This window comes from uncultured Rothia sp., from assembly GCF_963544205.1.
In the GTDB taxonomy this organism is placed as follows: Bacteria; Actinomycetota; Actinomycetes; order Actinomycetales; family Micrococcaceae; genus Rothia.
In genome coordinates this window covers 32,678-53,431 of record NZ_CAUUDY010000008.1, presented here as the reverse complement: position 1 = coordinate 53,431, position 20,754 = coordinate 32,678, and the positions used below count along the sequence as shown (strand labels likewise).

Here is a 20,754-nt window from a genome sequence, read left to right as displayed (position 1 = left end):
TATGCATTTTTCTACTACTCCTGCACCGCGCCCGAGCGGTCTGCTTCGCGTGGCAAGCGTGAATGTGAACGGTATCCGAGCCGCCTACAAGAAGGATATGGCGGCGTGGTTGGCGAACCGTGACATCGACATTCTCTGCCTGCAGGAGGTGCGCGCCCCCGACGCTATCGTGCGTGAGCTGCTGGACGAATCCCAGTGGCATATTCTGCACGCGGAGGCTGCCGCTAAGGGCCGTGCCGGTGTGCTGGTGGCGACCCGCCGCACCCCGAACTCAGCCGGTGAGGTTCTGGAGAACCAGCCGGTCGCAACCCGCTCGAACATCGGCGAAGAGTACTTTGACGACTCGGGCCGCTGGGTTGAGGCGGACTATGTTCTGCCCAACGGCAAGACCCTGACCGTGGTCAGCGCCTACGTTCACTCCGGTGAGGTCGGCACCCAGAAGCAGGACGATAAGTACCGCTTCCTGGAGCGCATGCTGGTACGCATGCCTGAGCTGGCTAAGCACTCGGACCACGTGCTCATTGTGGGTGACCTGAACGTGGGCCACACCGAGCTGGACATTAAGAACTGGAAGGCGAACCAGAAGCGTGCCGGCTTCCTGCCGGAGGAACGCGCCTACTTTGACCGCTTCTTCGGCGATATCGGCTACCGCGATGTGGCTCGTGAGCTGGCGGGTCAGGTGCCCGGCCCCTACACCTGGTGGTCCTACCGCGGTAAGGCGTTCGATAACGACGCCGGCTGGCGCATCGACTACCACATGGCGACCCCGGCGCTCGCCGAAAGCGCCGTGGAGGCGGTCGTGGACCGCGCGGCAAGTTACGATGAGCGTTTCAGCGATCACGCGCCGCTCGTGGTTGACTACCGCATCGGCGAGTAAGACGCGGACCCACCTACAGATAAGTTTTTGAAGATGTGCTGCACCGTCCGCAGCACCGCACAGGAAGAACTGCACAGGAAATAACTATGGCAGACGAAAAGAAGCAGGATAAGTCCCTCATCCCTAACGCCTCTCAGCAGAAGGCACGTATCTACTCTGGCGCACAGCCGTCGGCTGATTCGATGCACCTGGGTAACTACATTGGTGCCGTGAACAACTGGGTGGCTCTGCAGGAGGACCCGAATAACGAATGCCTGTTCTTCATTCCGGATATGCACGCTATCACCGTTCCGCAGAACCCCGAGGAACTGCGTGAGCGCACCCGCCTGACTGCGGCGCAGTACATCGCCTCCGGCATTGACCCGACCCGCACCCCGCTGTTTGTGCAGTCGCACGTTCCCGAGCACGCGCAGCTGGCGTGGGTTCTGAACTGCTTCACCGGCTTTGGCGAGGCGTCCCGCATGACCCAGTTCAAGGACAAGTCCCAGAAGCAGGGCGCTGAGAACGCCTCCGTGGGCCTGTTCACCTACCCGATTCTGATGGCTGCCGACATCCTGCTCTACCAGGTGGACGGCGTGCCCGTGGGTGAGGATCAGCGTCAGCACCTGGAGCTGACCCGTAACCTGGCTCAGCGCTTCAACTCCCGCTTTGGTGAGACCTTCGTGGTGCCCGATCCGGTGATTCTGAAGGAAACCGCTAAGATTTACGACCTGCAGGACCCGACCTCGAAGATGTCCAAGTCGGCGGCATCCGATAAGGGCCTAATCAAGCTTCTGGACACCCCCAAGGTCACCCAGAAGAAGATTAAGTCCGCCGTGACCGATGACGGCTCCGTCATCTCCTACGACCGCGAGGCTAAGCCTGGCGTCTCCAACCTGCTCTCCATTTACTCGGCAATGACCGGCGAGAGCATCGACGAGATCGTGGCACGCTACGAGGGCAAGATGTACGGTCACCTGAAGGTCGACCTTGCCGATATCGTGGTGGAGCGCCTCACCCCGGTGCGTGAGCGTACCCTCGAGCTGATGGACGACCCCGCCGAGCTGGACCGCCTGCTAGCTGTGGGCGCATCCGCTGCCCGCGAGATCGCTACCGTCACCATTGAGAACGTGTACAAGAAGGTTGGCTTCCTGCCTGCCGCAGCAATCTAGCGTGCTGTTCAGCCTGCCCGGCTGAGGCACTGCATTACCTGCACGATTGAGATGACAGCACAAGAGAACTCTTCGAGCCCCACGAAGGCTCCTGTATCCCCGACCCTGAAGCCCGGTCACCGCTACCTGAGCGTTATTGCGCACGTGAGCGGTGAGAATGCTCAGCGCCTGGAAGAATGGAAGCGCACGGTAGTAGGCGGTGCTGCGGCACCTATCAGCACGCACGTGACTGTGTACCTGGCGGAACTATACGAGTCTCTGCTGGAAGCCTTTCAATCCCCGAAGGTTCGTGAGGCTCTGGACGTGCCGCGTTTTGAGGCGCGCTGGGGTACGGTACACTCCTTCCGCCCGGTGACCGAGGTGGAGTACCTGAACCTGGAGGCGGGCAAGACCGAGTTTAAGCAGATTCACCAGAAGCTGGTTGATCTGTTCGGCGTCGGTGCGGCGTCCTTCCCGTACGTGCCGCACGTGACCCTGGGCCACGGGCTGACGGAGGAGCAGGCAGCGAACGCCCGTGAGGTGTTTGATGCCCTACCCGCCGAGCGGCGTACCTTCACCGTGGATCATCTGCATTACTATTCCTACGACGGGCAGAACTGGGAAGAGATTGGGATTCTGCCGCTGCGTTAGTGGCTGGCGCATAAACCCGGCATACATAAAGAGAGATGCGACCGATAGGTTATCGGTCGCATCTCTCTTTGCTTGCTCTATACCGCTAGAGGTAAGTAAACCCTAGTGGGAGTGGCCCTCGTGAGCCTCGCCAGACTCGCCAGACTCGCCGGACTAGTGTGCGTCAGCCTCAACCGGTGCAGCGTTCGCGGAGGAAACACCCAGGATCTCGTTCGGGGTCTTCGGAAGCTCCACGCTCATCAGCTCCTTGGGCGCTGCCGGGTTCGACAGGGACACCGCAATGAGCTTCTTGGTTGCCGGGTCGGTCACGTAGGCGGTCTTACCGTCCACCCACAGCGCCGGACGCTCATCCTGCCAGGTCTCGGACTCGGTCCACGCATCCATGAGCTGCACGGAACCCAGCTCGGCGCCGGTTGCCGGATCAAAGACGCGCAGCTTACCGTCGGTGGTCAGCAGCAGCGCCTCACCCTGGGGGCCGCGAGCCAGCGAACGGAAGGTGTAGCTCACGCCAGAAGGCAGGGAGTACACGGTGCGGGTTGCCGCAACGGTGTCGATGATGGAGAACTTCTCGGGGCGCTCCAGCTTAGCGTCCTTGTCGGTCTTGTAGTCCGCCAGAACGTACTGGGAGTCAGCCTTGCCCGCCTGGTTACCGGAGCGGGAGTAGGGGTCCTCGGGGTTGGTGATCTTGGTGAACTTGCCGTCCTTGTAGACCAGCGCGCCGTCGGTGCAACCGATGGTGAACGCGCCGTCCTTAGCGATGGCTTCACCGTGCACACCGGGGCATGCGGGGCTCTCGAGAACGGTCTTACCCTGTGCATCCACAACAGCGGCACCGGTGCGGGTCTTCGAATCGCCGACCGCTACCAGGTACTGGTCGTTGGGCAGCGGGATTGCGAAGCCGTGGTGCGGCTTCGGCAGGGTGACGGTAGTGGTCTCCAGGGAAGAGGCGGTGCGCTTATCGTGGGTCAGCTTCGCCGGGTCGTACACGGCAAAGGAACCGGTGCCGTCAGCGAATGCCGCGACCTTACCGTTGTCCTTGATGACGTGACCGGTGTGGTCAGCAGCGAGAGACAGCGCGGACAGGGACGGGGCGGTGGTGTAGTAGTGCGAGTGGTCGCCGTGCGCTACGGACCATACACCGGTGTCCAGGAAAGTGTAGCTGTTGCCGTCTGCAACGACGAGGTGGCGGTTATCGCCAGCGTCGGAGAGGCGCAAGAAGCCTTCCTTGGGGATGTCTGCGAGCAGCTTCATGTCCTTAGCGTCGTAGACGAGTACGCCGCCGTCGTAGGTGATGGCGACTCGGCTTGCCGAGCCCTTACCTTCGGTGATGGGTGCGGGGGTTGCGCTCGCGGAGGTGGAGGCGCTGGGGCTGGTCTGTGCGTTCTGGGTGGCCTGGGAGCCGCATGCGGTCAGGGCGAGGGCGGCTACTGCGCCGAGTGCGCCGGCGCGGGTGAGGAAAAACTTACGGGTCATGTGCATGCACCAAGATTAACATGAGAATGGTTCTCTATATAGGCTAATCTTTGGCTCGTATCAGACTCTGGAAGTATAGTCCGCGTGGGGTCCGTGAGGCGTTCTGTGCCCTTCTCATCTGAGTGGGAATCCCCCATCGGCCCCACTAGGCGAAAGCCTTGAACCGACCCGCGAAGCGGCTCATCAGGGCATAAAAAACCGGCTCCCTTCTGAAAAGAAGAGAGCCGGTTTCTAGAGGTGTCTTTTGCTCGAATAGGGTTCAAGCGCCTACTCGGGGCCAAAAATTAGAGGAGGTTGTTCAGGCCTCGCGCCTTGACCTCGCCCACAGCGTCCTTGACAGCCTGAGCCTTGGAGCGCGGAGCGACCAGCAGAGCATCGGGGGTATCCACCACAACGATGTCATCGAGACCAATGATAGAGATCTTACGGTCGGTGTTCGCAACAACAATGCCGGAGCAGCCGTGGTTAATGACGTTGTCCTTCTCGCCGAGAATGGTCAGCTCTTCGCCGCTCTTCTCGGTGTTCAGGCGTGCCACGGCGTCGAAGTCTCCAACGTCGTCCCAGCTGAAGGAACCGGGAACCATAGCGACGTCGCCCGCAGCTGCGGCAGGCTCTGCCACTGCGTAGTCAATAGCGGTCTTCGGCAGGGTCTCCCACACGCGCTCCATGACGGTCTCACGTTCGGGGGTGTCCCAAGCGTTAGCAATCTCCATGATGCCCGCGTACAGCTCGGGCTCGTTCGCCTCGAGGTGCTTGAGCATCAGAGCGGCAGGTGCCACGAACATGCCGGCGTTCCAGGTGTATTCACCGGAGTCCAGGTACTTCTGCGCGGTGGCGGTGTCCGGCTTCTCCACGAAGGTGTCCACTGCGTGTGCATTGGGGGCGCCTTCGATACCCAGCGACTCGCTAGCGTGAATGTAGCCAAACGCGCTGGAGGGCTCGGTGGGGGTAATGCCGATGGTGACAATCTTGCCGGTTGCTGCGGTGATGACAGCTTCGGTCACCACGCGGTGGAACTCGTCTACCGGGCTGATGACGTGGTCAGCTGCGAAGGAGCCGATGATGGCGTCCGGTTCGCGGCTGTGGATGATAGCGCAAGCCAGACCGATAGCTGCAGCTGAATCCTTGGGGGAGGGCTCCAGTACCAGGTCAGCGGCACGCAGCTCAGGAATCTGCTGGGTAACCGCATTGGCGTGCGAAGTGCCGGTAACCACCATGACGGAACCGTTGCTGAGGTCGATGAGACGGTCGTAGGTGTCACGTAGCAGAGAATTGCCCGACGAGGTGAGGTCGAGCAGGAATTTCGGGGCGTGCGCGCGGGACAGGGGCCACAAACGCGAGCCAACACCGCCGGCGGGAATAAGCGGGCGGAATCGAGTGAGTGCAGTATTCATCGCTTCAAGAATAGCGGGTCAATTTGTCATATATCGAATTCTTTTAGGTTTTAACAAAAAAGTGTCAGGCGGCTCTCATTTAGATGATGTTTGAGGTTAGGTTAAGGTAAGTTCCGCACAAACACAGGGAAGTGGGCGATATGGCAATAAAAACATGCCCTAATTCGCTTTTAGAACCTGTAAAAATTCCCTAAACAGGGTGTCAATAAGCTGTGAATTTACCTGATATCTTGGAAGTAACAGACGAACAAAAGCAGTCGGTGAGCACACAGCTGTGCCCGGAAGCTGAGGGTCACAATGACCCCTTAGAACCCGGAAGCTCGCCGTCGCAGCAGGAGGTTATTCAGTGTTGAATGGTTCTAAAGGAACCCTCTACCGCGGCCGCTGGGGCATGTGGTCCTGGGTTGCTCATCGCATTACCGGTATCGCGATTTTCTTCTTCCTTCTTGTACACATCCTGGATACTGCCGTCGTGCGTATCTCTCCGGAGGCCTACAACGGCGTACTGAGCCTGTACAAGAACCCCATCATGGGTCTGGGTGAGACCGCGCTTGTCGCCGCCATCGTCTACCACGCTTTCAACGGTATCCGCATTATCCTCATTGACTTCTGGGGTAAGGCAACCAACGCACACGTGGAGCACATCCAGGCGAAGAACAAGGACGGCAACGTCGAAATCAGCCAGAAGGCAACTTACATGCACATCAAGATTCTCTGGGTTGTGCTTTTCCTCTGGGCAATCACCGTTGCTGGCTTCGCAGCACGTCACCTGCCGATCGTTTTCTCGCACATGGGAGGTCACTAAACTATGGCTACTCCGCTTAAGCCCCGCACCTATGTACCCCGTCTGCGTGACAACCGCATCGACGGTGTGAAGTACAACCGCTCCTCCTCTAAGCGCAACAACTTTGAGATGTTCGCTTGGCTGGGTATGCGCCTGTCCGGCGTCGTACTCGTCGTGCTGATTTTCGGTCACCTGTTCTCCAACCTCATGGTCGGCGACGGCATCCACGCCATCGACTTCGGATTCGTGGGCGGCAAGTGGGCGAACCCCTTCTGGCAGGTCTGGGATCTGCTGCTGCTCTGGCTGGCTATGCTGCACGGTGCAAACGGTATCCGCGTCATCATCGATGACTACGCAGAGAAGGACCGCCTGCGCGCTTGGCTGAAGATCATCCTCTTCGCAGCATGCGCATTCGTCCTGCTGATTGGTACCCTCACCATCTTCGCGTTCGACCCCTGCCCCTCCGGCGCAGCGGCTGAACTGCTCCCCAGCTTCTGCTCGGCACGCTAACGGCGACGTATCCGAGACAAACGAAAACATCTAAAACACAGAAAGAACATCATGCAGGTACATAAGTACGATGTAGTGATCGTCGGTGCCGGCGGCGCAGGTATGCGTGCCGCCATTGAGGCCGGCCAGCGAGTTCGCACCGCGGTACTGACCAAGCTATACCCCACCCGCTCCCACACCGGTGCGGCACAGGGTGGCATGTGCGCCGCTCTGGCTAACGTCGAAGAGGACAACTGGGAGTGGCACACCTTTGACACCGTCAAGGGTGGCGACTACCTGGTCGACCAGGACGCAGCAGAAATCATGGCTAAGGAAGCTATCGACGCTGTGCTCGACCTGGAGAAGATGGGTCTTCCCTTCAACCGAACCCCCGAAGGCCGCATCGACCAGCGCCGCTTCGGTGGCCACACCCGTGACCACGGTAAGGCTGCTGTGCGCCGCGCATGCTACGCAGCTGACCGTACCGGCCACATGATTCTGCAGACCCTCTACCAGAACTGCGTTCGCCACAATGTGGAGTTCTACAACGAGTTCTACGTTCTCGACCTGATCCTGGTCAAGGACGAAGAGGGCAAGCCCCGCCCCGCCGGCGTCGTCTCCTACGACCTGGCAACCGGCGAGGTTCACGTCTTCCAGGCTAAGTCCGTGATCTTCGCATCCGGCGGCTGCGGCAAGATCTTCAAGACCACCTCCAACGCACACACCCTCACCGGTGACGGCATGGCTATCGCACTGCGCGCAGGCCTGCCCCTGGAGGACATGGAATTCGTTCAGTTCCACCCGACCGGCCTGGCTGGCCTGGGCATTCTCGTGACCGAGGGTGCTCGTGGTGAGGGCGGTATTCTCCGTAATGCTGACGGTGAGCGCTTCATGGAGCGCTACGCACCGACCATTAAGGACCTTGCACCCCGCGATATCGTGGCACGTGCAATGGCAAACGAGGTGCGCGAAGGCCGCGGCTGCGGCCCCCACAAGGACTACGTGCTGCTGGACCTGACCCACCTGGAGCCCTCGCACATCGACGAGAAGCTGCCCGATATTACCGAGTTCGCTCGTACCTACCTGGCAGTGGAACCGCACCACCAGCCCATCCCGGTGTTCCCCACCGCGCACTACGCAATGGGCGGTATCCCCACCAACAACGAGACCGAGGTCTACCGCAACAGCGAAGAGACCATCCCCGGCCTCTACGCAGCTGGCGAGGTCGCTTGCGTGTCCGTCCACGGTGCAAACCGTCTGGGCACCAACTCCCTGCTGGACATCAACGTGTTCGGTAAGCGTGCAGGCCGCAAGGCAGCAGAGTACGCAGCATCCGCTGACTTCGTTCCCGTTCCGGACGACGCAGCAGATCGCGTTCTCAACATGCTCAACGGCATCCTCGAAGGTAAGGGCATCGAGAAGGTCGGCGCTATCCGCGCAGACCTGCAGAAGGCAATGGAAGCTGACATGCAGGTGTTCCGCACCGAGGAGACCATCCGTGCAGCACTGGCAACCATCGCTGAACTGGAAGAGCGTTACAAGAACATCTCCATCCAGGACAAGGGCAAGCGCTTCAACCTCGACCTGCTCGAGGCTGTCGAGCTCGGCTTCCTGATTGAACTGGCAAAGGTCATGTCCGTTGGCGCACTGCACCGCAAGGAATCCCGTGGTGGTCACTACCGCGAGGACTACCCGAAGCGTGACGACGTCAACTTCATGAAGCACTCGATGGTCTACCTCGACCCCGAATCCGAGTTTGAGGGTGTTAAGGGCCTGCGATTCGACACCAAGCCCGTTGTCTACACCCGTTACGAGCCGAAGGAGCGTAAGTACTAAAATGGCTGAAAACGAACTTCCCGAACCGGAATCCGTCAAGCTGTTTGAGGGTATGACCGGCGGCGACTCCGACTCCATCCCTACCTACGATGTGGTCATCAAGATTCGCCGCTACAACCCGGAAGTTTCCTCCGAGGCATACTGGGACGAATTCCCGCTGACCATGTACCGCACCGACCGCGTGCTGGATGCCCTGCACAAGATTAAGTGGGAAGTAGACGGCTCCGTCTCCTTCCGCCGCTCCTGTGCACACGGTATTTGCGGCTCGGACGCAATGCGCATCAACGGTCGTAACCGCCTGGCTTGCAAGACCCTGCTGAAGGATCTTGACCTGTCCAAGCCGATTACCGTTGAGCCCATCAAGGGTCTGCCCTGCGAAAAGGACCTCATCGTTGACATGGAGCCCTTCTTCCAGGCATACCGCGAAATCATGCCGTTCTTCATCAACGATTCGAACGAGCCTGAGCGTGAGCGCCTGCAGACCATTGAGGACCGTGCACGTTTCGATGACACCACCAAGTGCATCCTCTGTGCAGCATGTACCTCGTCCTGCCCGGTCTTCTGGACCGACGGTCAGTACTTCGGTCCCTCCGCTATCGTAAACGCACACCGCTTCATCTTCGACTCGCGCGACGATGCAGGCGACCTGCGTCTGGAGATCCTCAACGACAAGGAAGGCGTATGGCGTTGCCGTACCACCTTCAACTGCACCGAGGCTTGCCCCCGTGGCATCCAGATCACCAAGGCTATTGCCGAGGTGAAGCAGGCAATCCTGAGCCGCTCGCTCTAATCTGAGCACGCGGTATCAGCTGATACAGCATTGACAATTCAAGCCGTCACCCACACCGGGTGGCGGCTTGAATTGTTTGACAGAAAAGGCCCGGCAGAAAAGGCTGAACAGAGCATCAATCGGGGCTCCGGGGCACACAAAAACTCTTCACAATCTGTCATAAAGTCATAGATATTCTCGAGGGCTGTCAGAAAGGGGGAGTAGGTAGGTAAACCTCGGTGTGCGGCGTTATTCTACTGTGTATGGTTTTCGCTAATTCTCGCTACGATTTGTCCACCCCCGTCTTTGACGACTGGGTGGAGCGCATGATGGGTACCCTCGTGCAGTTCCGCCGCGAAGTGCACGCTAACCCGGAGCTTTCCTTCCGTGAGGTGGCGACCACTGAGCGCCTCATGAATCGACTGCGAGAAGCCGGCATGAACCCCGTTGCTTGCGAAGGTACCGGCTGCTACGTCGATATCGGAAGCGGCCCCTTCGCCCTGGCTTTGCGCGCCGATATTGATGCCCTGCCCATTGTCGAGCAGACCGACCTGCCCTACGCCTCCACCGTGCCCGGTGTGATGCATGCCTGCGGCCACGATATTCACCAGACCGTTATGCTCGGCGTGGCGCTGGCACTGCACGAACTGAACGAGAAGACCCCGCTGGGTCGTAGCGTCCGTATTCTCTTCCAGCCCGCTGAGGAACAGCTTCCCGGTGGCGCGGTGCAGATGATTTCGCAGGGTCTGCTGAAGGACATTCCGCGTGCCTTTGCCCTGCACTGCGACCCGAAGGTGGACCTGGGCCAGATCGGTACCCGTATCGGTGCGATTACTAGCGCCTCCGATACCGTGAAGATTCACCTGAGCGGTCACGGCGGTCACACCTCCCGCCCGCACCTGACCGAAGACCTCATCTATGCGATGAGCCAGATTGCTGTCCAGGTTCCCGCTGTGCTGACCCGCCGCACCGACGTGCGTTCGGGCGTGCTGGTGGCATGGGGCCAGGTCAGTGCCGGTGTTGCCCCCAATGCTATCCCCGCAGAAGGCTACCTGGCGGGCACCATGCGCTGCCTGGACGTTGAGGTTTGGCGCCAGGCGGGCAACCTGCTGGATGAAGTCATCGAGCAGGTCGCTGTGCCCTTCGGTGTGAAGGCGCGAGTGGAGCACATCCGCGGCGTGCCCCCGGTCGTCAACACCGACCTGGAAACCACCATGCTCGAGAACGCAGCCCGCGCCGAACTGGGCGAGGACTCCATCGTGCTGGTCGAGCAGTCCATGGGCGGCGAAGACTTCGCGTGGATGCTGCAGGAAGTTCCCGGCTCCATGTTCCGCCTGGGTACTCGTGCCCCCGGTGACCCCACTTATGATCTGCATCAGGGCGATTACGCCCCGAGCGAGCAGGCAATCGGCATTGGTGTGCGCGTCATGGCGGCAACCGCCTTGCGTGCCGTCCGTTTTGAGCTGGCGAAGGCAGCGAAGGCTGCGAACCCCATCCGCGATGAGGCACGCTAAAGAGCTTCTGGAAAGCTTATAAACCGGGTTTGAAGATGCGACCATATCGTGCCTCATCAAACCATGAAAGCTGTATAAGTTTCACCCCGTCACCTCTTACTGAGTGACGGGGTGAAACTCTATGCACGCGATAGAATTAAAAGGATTATGAGGACATTTGCGTTATGTTCCCGACCCCGTGCCCACACACCCTCGGGGGATGAAGGAAATGGCGCATCATCACACGGCGCACGCCGGAGGAGGACACCCAATGAGCTTCTTTGGAATCGGCAAGAAGAAGTTGGATGAACAGTCGCGCGAAGAACAGAGCGCCGAAACTGCTAAGGCCCAGAAGGAACAGGCAAGCGAAGACGCTCCCAAGAGCGCACGACTGAGCGAAAAGATTATGGAACAGCAGCAGTGGGAGGACTCCCTGCGCCGCTTCGTGAAGTCTGAGAGCACCCGTCACCAGAATCAGGATGAAGAGCAGAGCGAAGAGCACCGCGCCGTTGAGGATCTCAAGCGTGCCCTCCTGAACGGTGATGAACAGGCTGAAGAGTCTTCCTCCGCTGAGGAACTGACTGATGAGCAGGCTGAGGAGCAGGAGCGTCGTAGCCTGCTTGCGGCGCTTGGCGCATTCCCGCGGGAGTCTGAGGAGCCCGTTGAGACCGAGCAGGTCGCTGAGGTGCAGGACGTTGAAGAAGAAGCCGCACCGGTTGCTACGGAGCCCAAGCCCGCTACCCCCGCGTTCCTGCGTGATGACGAAGAGACCGAGGGTGAGAGCGCATCTGTAGAGTTTGAGGAGTCTAAGGATGCCGCTGAGGACGCGCGTTCCCATTTTGAGGAGCACCTGCGTGCTGTGCGCGCTCAGAATTCTGAGGATGAGGCAGAAGAAGAATCTGAGATTGCCTCCGCTGACGCTGAGGACACTCTTACCGTTGATGACATGAAGGTGGCTCGTACCCGCGCCGCCGTTACCGAGGCGCAGAACGCTGGTCTGGATGATTTGGCGGCAGCCTACGCGGCACGTCTGGGCATCACCCTCGATAGCGAAGAAGAGACTTTTAGCGAGGTCGCTTCCGACGAAGTAACCGCTGAAGAAGCTACCACTGAGGCAGTTGCTGAGGAGGTGGACTCTGCTGAATCCACTGAGATTACTGAACCCGCTGAGATTGCTGAACCCGTCGAAGAGGCTGAAGAAGAACAGATTGAGGCTGTCGTTGAGGCGCCCGAGCTGCTGGCGACTGAAATCGCTGACGAGGAGAACGCGGTTTCTGACGAGACTGAGCTGATGTCTGCTGTATCCGCCTCTGAATCGTTCGAGGCTGAGGATCTTGACGCTGAGGACGAGAACACCGCCGAGCTGATTTTTGATGCTTCCGCTGTTGAGGAACCTACTGCGGAAGAGACCGAAAAGGTAACCTCCGAGCCGGTAGTAGCCGAAACTGAGGTTGAGGCTGTAGCTGAAGACACCGACTCTGAGGAAGACAAGCCCGCCAAGAGCGCCTCTGTAGCTCCTGCTCTCGCCGCTGTTGCCGCGCCCGTGGCTGCTGCCGCTGCTGTTGCCTCCGCCGCAAAGGCTGAGGAGAAGGCAGAGAAGGGCACCTCTCAGGGTGTCGCCCTGACTGCAGAGGCCATCGACAAGAAGGAAGCGGAGAAGCAGGAGGCTTCCGCTCGCGATGAGTCCGCTAATGAGCCCGCTGCAGAGTTGAAGGAAGCTGAGCAGAAGCTCAGCGAAGACGAGGCTGAGCTGGTTGCCGAGTCCATCGTCCTGAGCGAGCCCGCCGAGGGCGCGGCAACCCTGCCCGCTCTTACGGAGCAGCGTGCCCTCTACGGCCTCGCGGAGCTCATGCGTACCCGCGGTTCGGGCACCATGAGCCTGGAACTGCGCCAGGTAGATGAGGACATGCACTACCGTCTGCTGCGCCGCGGTCGTGAGGTTGAAACCGGCATTGTGGTGCCCGGTGTTGACTGGTTCGCGCCCGTGGCGGCACTGTACACCGAGGCTCAGCAGGCTGGCGCGACCTGGAACCGCGCGGCGGTCTCCCTGAACCCGCGTCTGGGTGACGGCCTGGAGGTTCACGCATCGTACCTGGGTATGGTGGACGGCGAGACCACCCGTGAGAGCTTCCTGCTGGAAGGCGCCGCTGTCGAGGCTAAGCCTGTTGCAACCGCTGAGGCTGCTGAGGCTACCTCGCAGGATGAGACTCAGGAAGCTGCTGTTCAGCGCGTTGACTCGGTTGAGGCTGAACGCGAAGCGATTGAGCGTGAGCTGGAGGCTGAGCTTGCTCAGAAGCAGGCGGCTAACGAGGCTGAGGCCGCTGTTGAATCCACTGAAGAGCCCGTTGCTGAAACTGCTGAAAAGGGTGCCTCTTCGGGTCTGTTGCCTGCCGCCGGTCTTGCTGCGGCCGGTACCGTAGCGGCTGGTGCCGCTGTCGCCTCCGCTCAGGAGAAGGACGAAGCACACGTAGAGGAGCCCACCGAGGCTGTTTCTGCTGAGCCCGCCCAGGCTGATGCTGAGCCGGTTGAGTACGAGCACGATTACGAGAACGACCCGGTCTTCGGTGCTACCGCTGTAGAGCCGGAAACTGAGCAGGCTGAAGAACCCGCCGCTGAAGCATCTGAGGCCTCCGAGACCCCCGCCCAGGAATCTGACGTGCAGGAGTCTGAAGAGAACGGCGAAGACATGGAAGCCGCCCTGGCTGCCATTGTCGCTAACGCTCAGAAGAAGCTGGACGCTGAGGAAGAAGTTCCTGCCGCTGAGGAAACTGCCGCAGCTGCTGAGGAAGCACCCGTTGAGGAAGTTTCGGCTGTTGAGGAGTCGAAGGCTACCGCCCCCGTGGTTGCTGAGTCCTTCACCCTGGATCGTACCCAGTCTGTTGAGGAACCCGCTGAAGAACCGGTTGCAGAGAAGGCTGAAGAGCCCGCCCTGCCCGCGTTCCTGGATGACTCTGAGCTGCTGGCTGAGCAGGAGACCTCCGCTGCTTCCGCTGAAGCGCACGCTGAGGCACCCGCTCTGGAAGATGCTGAGCCTGCTACCGCGAATGCTTCCGTGGCTCCGGGCCTGGCTGGTGCTCTTGCTGCAGCTGCCGCTGTGGGCACCGCCGGTGCTGCTGCGAAGGCAACCGAAGCAAAGGCATCCGAGGTGAAGGAAGAAACCGCTGAGAAGGGTGCTGAGGCACCCGCATCGGCTGAGCCCGCCTCCGAGGCTACCGCACAGGTGACCCCGGCAGCGCCCGCTGTAGCTCCTGCCCCCGCAGCTCTGCCGGAAACCGCCCCCGCGGGCCTTTCCTCCAGCATCTCGGCGTCGGCTCTGAGTGAGCTTAACCAGCTGCCCACCATCGTGGCTGAGCCGGACACCCCCTCCGCCGCGGTGCAGAGCCCGCTGGCTCCCTCAGAGACTCAGCTGGCAACCGGCAACCTGGTTCTGACGGAGGCTCAGGTCGCTCAGCGTCTGGCACCGGTCGTCGAGCACCTCTTCGGTGAGAACGGCACCGCAAAGGACGCCACCACCGTGCTGATTCGCGTGCGTGCGCTCGGTTCCTACTACGACGCCCTGACCCATGTGCGCCGCAACGGCTTCTGGGAGCAGGTCCGCACCTTCGAGCTGATCCCCGAAACCCTGCTGGACATTCCGGCGCTGAAGACCGACTCCTACAGCGAGGGCGAGGGCTCGCCGCTGGCCATGAGCCTGACCTTCACCCCGGGCGTGCCGGTTCAGGCGGCATTCGACTATGCGAATGAGCAGGCGTTTGTCACCTACCCGCGTCCGCTGGATGTTGAACGTTACGTTGAGGAGCTGCGTATGTTCCCGCGTCTGGGTTCGAAGATTCCGGCTCACATGACGAGCGCTCTGTCGCACTGGAACCTCTAAACCCTTGTAAGGTGCGCCGCGCCGGCTCCCCGTGTGGGGGTCGGCGCGGCGTGCTATGTTTGTCATTTTTTTCGATGAGGAAGATTGTTATGACTGATACTCCCAATACCCCTGAGGCTTCTGCAGTGCAGAACGTCCAGGACACCGCCGCCCGTGCGGCTGAGGCCTTTGGCACCCTGGTGGAGACTATGGCGCTGTTGCGCGCCCCGGGCGGTTGCCCGTGGGACGCTGAGCAGACTCACGCCTCCCTAATCCGCTACCTGGTGGAGGAAGCCTACGAGGTTGTCGAGGCGGTAGAAACCGGCGGTGAACCGAACATGCCGCTGCTGCGTGAAGAGCTCGGTGACGTGCTGTTGCAGGTGGTGTTCCACTCCGATATTGCTGCGGCGAACCCGCAGGGCTTCGACATTGTGCAGGTGGTTGAGGGTCTGGTGCAGAAGCTTCGTTCGCGCCACCCGGACGTGTTCGCGGCTGAGCCCGAGAACTCTTCGGAGGCGCCCCGTACCGCAGCTGAGCAGCAGGCGGCGTGGGATGCGTTGAAGAAGAAGGAGAAGAGCGACCGCGGCGCGCTGGACGGTATTCCGCCGCATCTGCCGGCGCTCGCTATGGCTGAGAAGACTGCTGTGAAGGCACGTAAGGCGGGTATTATTCTGCCGCCGGAGCCGACGAGCATGGAGGACGACCTGCGCTACATGCACACTGAGGAGGAATTCGGTGAGCTGCTGTTTGCGCTGGTGAGCCGTGCCCAGCGTAATGGCCTGGATGCCGAGCGTGCCCTGCGTTCGTACACTCGCCGTTACATTGCTCAGCACACTCATGACGAGCCGAGCTTCTAAACATAGTTGAGCTTCTTTGTGGGCCAAATTACTTTTTTGAGGGTCCCGTAGTTACGTTGAGGTGACTGCGGGGCCCTCTATTACTATCTGTGTATCACTAAGTTTCTAAAAGATAGTAATGATTGGGGTGCCCCGTCAGGAGGAAGAATGAACCCCTCATCCAACGCAAAAGCCCAGCAGAGTATGCACGGAATGTCTGCTGAATCTGCCTACTCTCAGTCGATTGAGTGTGCCGCCAAGGCTATTCAAGAAGCCGACCTTGTTGTGATTGGCGCCGGTTCTGGGTTCTCCACCGCCGCCGGCCTCACCTACGGTGGGGAGCGCTTCACGCGTAACTTTGCCCCGTACATCCAGAAATACGGCATGACCGATATGTACTCGGCTGGTTTCTATCCCTTCAAAACCTTGGAAGAAAAGTGGGGCTACTGGGCTCGGCACATCCTCGTGAACCGCTACGAAACCGGTAGCCTTCCTCTCTACGAGCAGCTGCGTGAACTGGTGGCGGATAAAGAGTACTTTGTGCTGACTACTAACGTTGATTCCCTCTTTGCTAAGGCTGGTTTTGATCCTGAGCGCATCTTTGAGCAGCAGGGCAATTACGGTGATTTCCAGTGCTCTCGCCCCTGTAGCCAGGAGGTCTACAGTAACGAAGAGATGGTCCGTGCCATGGTTGAGCAGACGGACGAGAATCTGCGTATCCCTTCGGAGCTGCTACCCGTATGCCCGCGATGCGGTGCACCTCTGACCACTCACTTGCGTGTTGACGGTTCTTTTGTGAATTCGTCGGCTCGTCAGCGTCAGGAGAAGCGGTGGGAGGAGGTTCTGCAGTCCATGCCGGGTAAGAAGGTTCTTCTTCTGGAGCTTGGGGTTGGTTTTATGACCCCGGTCTGGATTCGTTTCCCCTTTGAACGGATTACGCATGTGCTGGAGACTGCAACCCTTGTGCGGCTGAACCGTGACCATCCGGAGGCTATGGCAGAGAACAAGGAACGAACCGTATCTTTCGCTGAGGATATGCACCTGGTTCTAGGCGACCTGCTGGCAAAGAGGTGCGACTCTGAGGCAGTGGCTCAAGGTGAGGAGGTTGCCTCGTGAGCGCCCTCAAAAGCTACGCTCTCGCTCTAGCGGAGGACTATGCTCAGAATACTGGCCAGATGTTGCCAGCTCTGCCTGATGACCCGCATCAGCTGTGGACGCTGATTGGTTCCCTTAACGCTGTGCGTGTTCCTGCTGAACCAGGGGAGGAGCTTCTCGCCTTGGAGGAGGCGGCATTTGCCGAATATGAGCCGCAGCTGCCGCCGCTGGCGAGCCTCGCCGATGCTACTGCTGCGGAGGGCGACTATACGGGAATGTACCTGTGGCGCGGGGATATTACCCGTCTGCAGGTTGACAGCATTGTGAATGCGGCAAACTCTCGTCTGCTGGGTTGTTTTGTGCCGCAGCATCGTTGCATTGATAACGCGATTCACCGTGCCGCAGGGGTTGGTTTGCGTGCCGAGTGCGCGCGAGAGGTGGCTCATCGTCCGATGCCGGAGCCGACCGGATCGGTAATGGTGACTGGCGCGCATCGTTTGCCGAGCCGCTATGTGCTGCATACGGTTGGGCCGATTATTACCGGGGAGTTGACGGATGCTGACCGGCAGGCTTTGGCTTCTTGTTACCGTTCTTGCCTGCGAGCTGCCGTCGAGCAGGGTATGCGTTCTGTTGCGTTGTGTTGCATTAGTACCGGTGAATTTCGGTTCCCACAGGACGAGGCGGCTCGCTGTGCCGTGGAAACGGTCCATGAGGAGTTGGAGGCGGCACGCGCGGCGCATCAATCGGTACCTGCGGTGGTTTTCAATGTGTTCACTGAACGTGATGAGCAACTGTACACGGAACTTCTAGGGTTGTCGTAGGCGCAGGGGGGCGCCGGGATGCGGATTTATTTCTCGCCTGGTTACCTGTGCGTTCTACCGCAGTATTTGGGCTCTTGTTGTGCTTTGGGCGGGTACCCACACTCTCCCAATGTGGGGGAGTGTGGGTCTTGTTCCGCTTCGTAGCGCCTGACTAAGGGTTATTGAGACCTTCATTAAGGCGATAAAAAAGCGGTGGCAACTAGTGTGTTTGTGTGGGAGTTTTGCTAGAATTTAGGGGACGCGACTTGTCCACTACCGGGTGAGCCGTTCACATCCTTGACATCTCATAAGGAGAACAATTCATGGCTGTTATTACCGCAGTTCACGCACGCCAGATCCTGGATTCCCGTGGCAACCCGACCGTTGAGGTTGAGGTTCTGCTCGAAGACGGTGCTTTCGCACGCGCAGCTGTGCCCTCGGGCGCATCCACCGGTGAGTGGGAGGCTGTTGAGCGCCGCGATGGCGACAAGTCCGTATACCTGGGCAAGGGCGTTCTGGGTGCAGTGAAGTCTGTTATCGAAGAAATCGCTGAAGAGGTCATCGGCATTGAGGCTTCCGACCAGCGCGCTGTTGACGCAGCCATGATTGCTCTGGATGCAACCAACAACAAGGGCAAGCTGGGCGCAAACGCAATCCTGGGTGTCTCCCTGGCTGTTGCTAAGGCTGCTGCTGAGTCCGCTGACCTGCCCCTGTACAAGTACCTCGGCGGTCCGAACGCTCACGTTCTGCCCGTCCCCATGATGAACATCCTCAACGGTGGTTCTCACGCAGACTCCAACGTTGACATCCAGGAGTTCATGATTGCTCCCATCGGCTTCGACAACTACTCTGACGCTCTGCGCGCAGGTGTTGAGGTTTACCACTCCCTGAAGTCCGTGCTGCACGACCGCGGCCTGGCAACCGGCCTGGGCGACGAGGGTGGCTTCGCACCCAACCTGGAGTCCAACGCAGCTGCACTGGACCTGATCGTTGAGGCAATCGAGAAGGCTGGCTACAAGCCGGGCGAGCAGGTTGCACTGGCACTGGACGTTGCATCCTCCGAGTTCTACAACGACGGCGCATACGAGTTCGAGGGCCAGAAGAAGTCCGCAGCTGAGATGAGCGCATACTACGCTGACCTCGTTGCAAAGTACCCCCTGGTTTCCATCGAGGATCCCCTGGACGAGAACGACTGGGAGGGCTACAAGACCCTGACCGAGCAGATCGGTGACAAGGTCCAGATCGTTGGTGACGACCTGTTCGTGACCAACCCCGAGCGCCTGGCTCGCGGTATCGAGGAGGGCGCAGCTAACGCTCTGCTCGTGAAGGTGAACCAGATTGGTTCGCTGACCGAGACCCTGGACGCAATGGAGCTGGCTCAGCGCCACGAGTACCGTTGCATGGTTTCTCACCGTTCCGGTGAGACCGAGGACGTCACCATCGCTGACCTGGCTGTTGCAACCAACGCTGGCCAGATCAAGACCGGTGCTCCCGCACGTTCCGAGCGCGTTGCTAAGTACAACCAGCTGCTGCGCATCGAGGAGGAGCTGGGCGACGCAGCTGTTTACGCTGGCAAGTCCGCATTCCCCCGCTTCAAGGCATAAGTTACTGAAGCATCCGACCGCGTGAGCGGTTAGGTTTCAAGGAGGCGGTGCTACCCCCGTAGGGGAGTGGCACCGCCTCCTGCTCTGAGTTGAGGCTAGTAGCGGCGATAGCGCACGAGGTGGAGCCCACACGATGGCGTATGTAGCGCCTGCAACATAGCGCCGGGGAAGCCCTCCGAACCCGGTAGAATATGAAGGAAGCGTTTAGCGGTACAGAAGGAACGAAGGATAGGGCAATGAGCCAGCGAGCAAACCAGCAGACCCGGTCGCACTCTACGAGTTCCACCGAACCCGCTCAGGGCGCTACCACCTCCGAAGAACCGCGTGGCGCCGCGAAGGAAGCCGGCACCTCCCTGATGAAGAAGGCCAGTGCCCTCTTCTTTGGTGTGGGTTTGAACCAGCGTCATCCCGAGCGTGAACGTCAGGCGCAGGCTCGCCGTGAGGAACGTGCCCGCCGCCGTGCCGCAGCCCAGCAGAGCCGTGAAGAGGGCGGATACGACGCCCCCGTGGCAGCTCACATGTTCTCCGGCCGTAGCTTCTTGACCGCTGTTGTGGTGGGCGTGATTGCGCTCGGTACCGCATACCCGGTGGTCACCTACATTGACCAGGACCGGGAAATTAAACGAATCAACACGCACATTTCTCAGCTGCAGCAGGAGAACGCGCAGCTGAAGGCGGAGCAGACCTGGTGGAACGACGACAACTATGTTCGCCAGCAGGCACGTAGCCGCCTCTACTATGTGAACCCCGGCGACACCCCGTACGTTGTCACCGGCATTACCGAGGACTCTACGAAGGCGGACGGCACTTCTGCGAACGCGAAGAACGCCCCCGAGGAAGCCTGGACCACCAAGGTTTGGAATTCTCTCGAGAAGAACTAGCCCCAGCTGCCGGCAGGAACCCTGCCAGGCAGACACCCGGCATCAGTGGACGAGGCGACCCCTCGTTCCAGGAACTTAGGATTATGAGCACCGAAAACACCATTGAAGAGCTGAAGGCACGCACCCCCGGCGGCTTCGGCGTAACTGTTGAAACCCTGACCCCCACCGAGCAGGACATTCGCGTCCTCTCCGCGCAGCTGGGCCGTAAGGTCCGCGACGTGGTTGAGATTCCGGCACGTTGCGTGTGCGGCAACCCGCTCGTGGCTGCTACCGCGCCGCGCCTGAGCAACGGCACCCCCTTCCCGACCGTGTTCTACCTGGCGCATCCGGTGATTACCGCTGCGGCTTCCCGTCTGGAGGCGGGCGGCCTGATGTACGAGATGACCGACTCGCTATCTGAGGATGCCGACCTGGCGGCACAGTACGCTGCGGCGCACGAGAACTACCTGGCTGAGCGTGAGCGCATCCGCCTGATCAGCGGTACCGAAGAGGTTCCGGAGATTGACGGCATCTCTGCCGGCGGCATGCCCACCCGCGTGAAGTGCCTGCACGCCGTTATTGGCCACACCCTGTCGGTGGGTCGCGGCGTGAACCCGATGGGTGACCGCGGCCTGGACGCTATCGCCGAGTGGTGGACCCCCGAGGCCTGCTCCTGCGACCCGGCGTGGCGTGAAGAAGCCTAAATATTGATTCTGGTGCGCCCGCATCGTCGTCAGCGACGGTGCGGGCGCATAATAGATAGAAGAAAGAGCGCCGAAAAGCGAAAATTTTTCGCCTGCGGCGCTCGCG

Annotated in this window: 17 protein-coding genes; 15 read left to right on the top strand and 2 right to left on the bottom strand. The window is 60.1% G+C overall.

Annotated features, from left to right (window positions below):
- Position 1: 1 nt before the first annotated feature.
- The 3 genes from RWZ58_RS05680 (at position 2) to RWZ58_RS05670 (ending at position 2,658) form a co-directional block, all read left to right on the top strand.
- On the top strand, positions 2-877 hold the full coding sequence (locus tag RWZ58_RS05680; RefSeq protein ID WP_294603979.1) for an exodeoxyribonuclease III: 876 nt from the start codon (positions 2-4) through the stop codon (positions 875-877).
- An 86-nt stretch (positions 878-963) separates the two neighbouring features.
- Positions 964-2,028, top strand: coding sequence for a tryptophan--tRNA ligase (trpS, locus tag RWZ58_RS05675; protein ID WP_314657957.1), 1,065 nt, complete (start codon positions 964-966; stop codon positions 2,026-2,028).
- Between the two features lie 51 nt (positions 2,029-2,079).
- Positions 2,080-2,658 carry a 2'-5' RNA ligase family protein gene (locus tag RWZ58_RS05670; protein ID WP_314657956.1) on the top strand — a complete coding sequence of 193 codons (579 nt, stop codon included), beginning with the start codon at positions 2,080-2,082 and terminating at the stop codon, positions 2,656-2,658.
- A 153-nt stretch (positions 2,659-2,811) separates the two neighbouring features.
- On the opposite strand, the gene RWZ58_RS05665 is transcribed toward RWZ58_RS05670, so the two are convergent.
- Together RWZ58_RS05665 and RWZ58_RS05660 are read right to left on the bottom strand one after the other, a co-directional pair.
- Positions 2,812-4,131 carry a hypothetical protein gene (locus RWZ58_RS05665; RefSeq protein WP_314657955.1) on the bottom strand — a complete coding sequence of 440 codons (1,320 nt, stop codon included), beginning with the start codon at positions 4,129-4,131 and terminating at the stop codon, positions 2,812-2,814.
- Positions 4,132-4,415: 284 nt separating this feature from the next.
- Entirely contained in the window at positions 4,416-5,525 is a 1,110-nt protein-coding gene (locus RWZ58_RS05660) for a mannose-1-phosphate guanylyltransferase (protein ID WP_314657954.1), read from the bottom strand.
- Positions 5,526-5,871: 346 nt separating this feature from the next.
- On the opposite strand from RWZ58_RS05660, the gene sdhC reads away from it, so the two are divergent.
- The 12 genes from sdhC to RWZ58_RS05600 all read left to right on the top strand — a co-directional run bounded on the left by sdhC (position 5,872) and on the right by RWZ58_RS05600 (position 20,648).
- Entirely contained in the window at positions 5,872-6,330 is a 459-nt protein-coding gene (gene sdhC / locus RWZ58_RS05655) for a succinate dehydrogenase, cytochrome b556 subunit (RefSeq protein ID WP_304276389.1), read from the top strand.
- A 3-nt stretch (positions 6,331-6,333) separates the two neighbouring features.
- Positions 6,334-6,819, top strand: a complete 486-nt coding sequence (locus tag RWZ58_RS05650; RefSeq protein ID WP_049327899.1) for a succinate dehydrogenase hydrophobic membrane anchor subunit — start codon at positions 6,334-6,336, stop codon at positions 6,817-6,819.
- A 51-nt stretch (positions 6,820-6,870) separates the two neighbouring features.
- Positions 6,871-8,634 (top strand): succinate dehydrogenase flavoprotein subunit, encoded by a 1,764-nt coding sequence (gene sdhA / locus RWZ58_RS05645; RefSeq protein ID WP_314657953.1) that lies wholly within the window; start codon positions 6,871-6,873, stop codon positions 8,632-8,634.
- 1 nt (position 8,635) lies between these two features.
- On the top strand, positions 8,636-9,424 hold the full coding sequence (locus tag RWZ58_RS05640) for a succinate dehydrogenase iron-sulfur subunit (RefSeq protein ID WP_005506828.1): 789 nt from the start codon (positions 8,636-8,638) through the stop codon (positions 9,422-9,424).
- Between the two features lie 242 nt (positions 9,425-9,666).
- Positions 9,667-10,917: an amidohydrolase gene (locus RWZ58_RS05635; protein WP_294643968.1), complete on the top strand. Its 1,251-nt coding sequence runs from the start codon at positions 9,667-9,669 to the stop codon at positions 10,915-10,917.
- 250 nt (positions 10,918-11,167) lie between these two features.
- A complete protein-coding gene (locus tag RWZ58_RS05630) occupies positions 11,168-14,770 on the top strand; it encodes an ornithinee aminotransferase (RefSeq protein WP_314657952.1) in 3,603 nt (1,200 codons plus the stop codon).
- A gap of 89 nt (positions 14,771-14,859) precedes the next feature.
- The gene (locus RWZ58_RS05625; RefSeq protein WP_314657951.1) at positions 14,860-15,606 is read left to right on the top strand and encodes a MazG family protein; all 747 of its coding nucleotides are present in this window, start codon (positions 14,860-14,862) and stop codon (positions 15,604-15,606) included.
- Between the two features lie 147 nt (positions 15,607-15,753).
- A complete protein-coding gene (locus RWZ58_RS05620; RefSeq protein ID WP_314657950.1) occupies positions 15,754-16,701 on the top strand; it encodes a hypothetical protein in 948 nt (315 codons plus the stop codon).
- Positions 16,698-17,501, top strand: a complete 804-nt coding sequence (locus RWZ58_RS05615) for a macro domain-containing protein (protein WP_314657949.1) — start codon at positions 16,698-16,700, stop codon at positions 17,499-17,501. The genes RWZ58_RS05620 and RWZ58_RS05615 overlap by 4 nt, the downstream gene beginning before the upstream one ends.
- A 302-nt stretch (positions 17,502-17,803) precedes the next feature.
- Positions 17,804-19,084 carry a phosphopyruvate hydratase gene (gene eno / locus RWZ58_RS05610; protein ID WP_049341512.1) on the top strand — a complete coding sequence of 427 codons (1,281 nt, stop codon included), beginning with the start codon at positions 17,804-17,806 and terminating at the stop codon, positions 19,082-19,084.
- 236 nt (positions 19,085-19,320) lie between these two features.
- Positions 19,321-19,965, top strand: a complete 645-nt coding sequence (locus RWZ58_RS05605) for a septum formation initiator family protein (RefSeq protein ID WP_314657948.1) — start codon at positions 19,321-19,323, stop codon at positions 19,963-19,965.
- Positions 19,966-20,048: 83 nt separating this feature from the next.
- Positions 20,049-20,648, top strand: coding sequence for a DUF501 domain-containing protein (locus tag RWZ58_RS05600; protein ID WP_102033968.1), 600 nt, complete (start codon positions 20,049-20,051; stop codon positions 20,646-20,648).
- Positions 20,649-20,754: the final 106 nt, after the last annotated feature.

Coding starts and splice junctions, on each gene's coding strand:
- RWZ58_RS05680 (WP_294603979.1), top strand. CDS start 2: ATGCATTTTTCTACTACTCCTGCACCGCGCCCGAGCGGTCTGCTTCGC.
- trpS (WP_314657957.1), top strand. CDS start 964: ATGGCAGACGAAAAGAAGCAGGATAAGTCCCTCATCCCTAACGCCTCT.
- RWZ58_RS05670 (WP_314657956.1), top strand. CDS start 2,080: ATGACAGCACAAGAGAACTCTTCGAGCCCCACGAAGGCTCCTGTATCC.
- RWZ58_RS05665 (WP_314657955.1), bottom strand. CDS start 4,131: ATGACCCGTAAGTTTTTCCTCACCCGCGCCGGCGCACTCGGCGCAGTA.
- RWZ58_RS05660 (WP_314657954.1), bottom strand. CDS start 5,525: ATGAATACTGCACTCACTCGATTCCGCCCGCTTATTCCCGCCGGCGGT.
- RWZ58_RS05650 (WP_049327899.1), top strand. CDS start 6,334: ATGGCTACTCCGCTTAAGCCCCGCACCTATGTACCCCGTCTGCGTGAC.
- sdhA (WP_314657953.1), top strand. CDS start 6,871: ATGCAGGTACATAAGTACGATGTAGTGATCGTCGGTGCCGGCGGCGCA.
- RWZ58_RS05640 (WP_005506828.1), top strand. CDS start 8,636: ATGGCTGAAAACGAACTTCCCGAACCGGAATCCGTCAAGCTGTTTGAG.
- RWZ58_RS05635 (WP_294643968.1), top strand. CDS start 9,667: ATGGTTTTCGCTAATTCTCGCTACGATTTGTCCACCCCCGTCTTTGAC.
- RWZ58_RS05630 (WP_314657952.1), top strand. CDS start 11,168: ATGAGCTTCTTTGGAATCGGCAAGAAGAAGTTGGATGAACAGTCGCGC.
- RWZ58_RS05625 (WP_314657951.1), top strand. CDS start 14,860: ATGACTGATACTCCCAATACCCCTGAGGCTTCTGCAGTGCAGAACGTC.
- RWZ58_RS05620 (WP_314657950.1), top strand. CDS start 15,754: ATGAACCCCTCATCCAACGCAAAAGCCCAGCAGAGTATGCACGGAATG.
- eno (WP_049341512.1), top strand. CDS start 17,804: ATGGCTGTTATTACCGCAGTTCACGCACGCCAGATCCTGGATTCCCGT.
- RWZ58_RS05605 (WP_314657948.1), top strand. CDS start 19,321: ATGAGCCAGCGAGCAAACCAGCAGACCCGGTCGCACTCTACGAGTTCC.
- RWZ58_RS05600 (WP_102033968.1), top strand. CDS start 20,049: ATGAGCACCGAAAACACCATTGAAGAGCTGAAGGCACGCACCCCCGGC.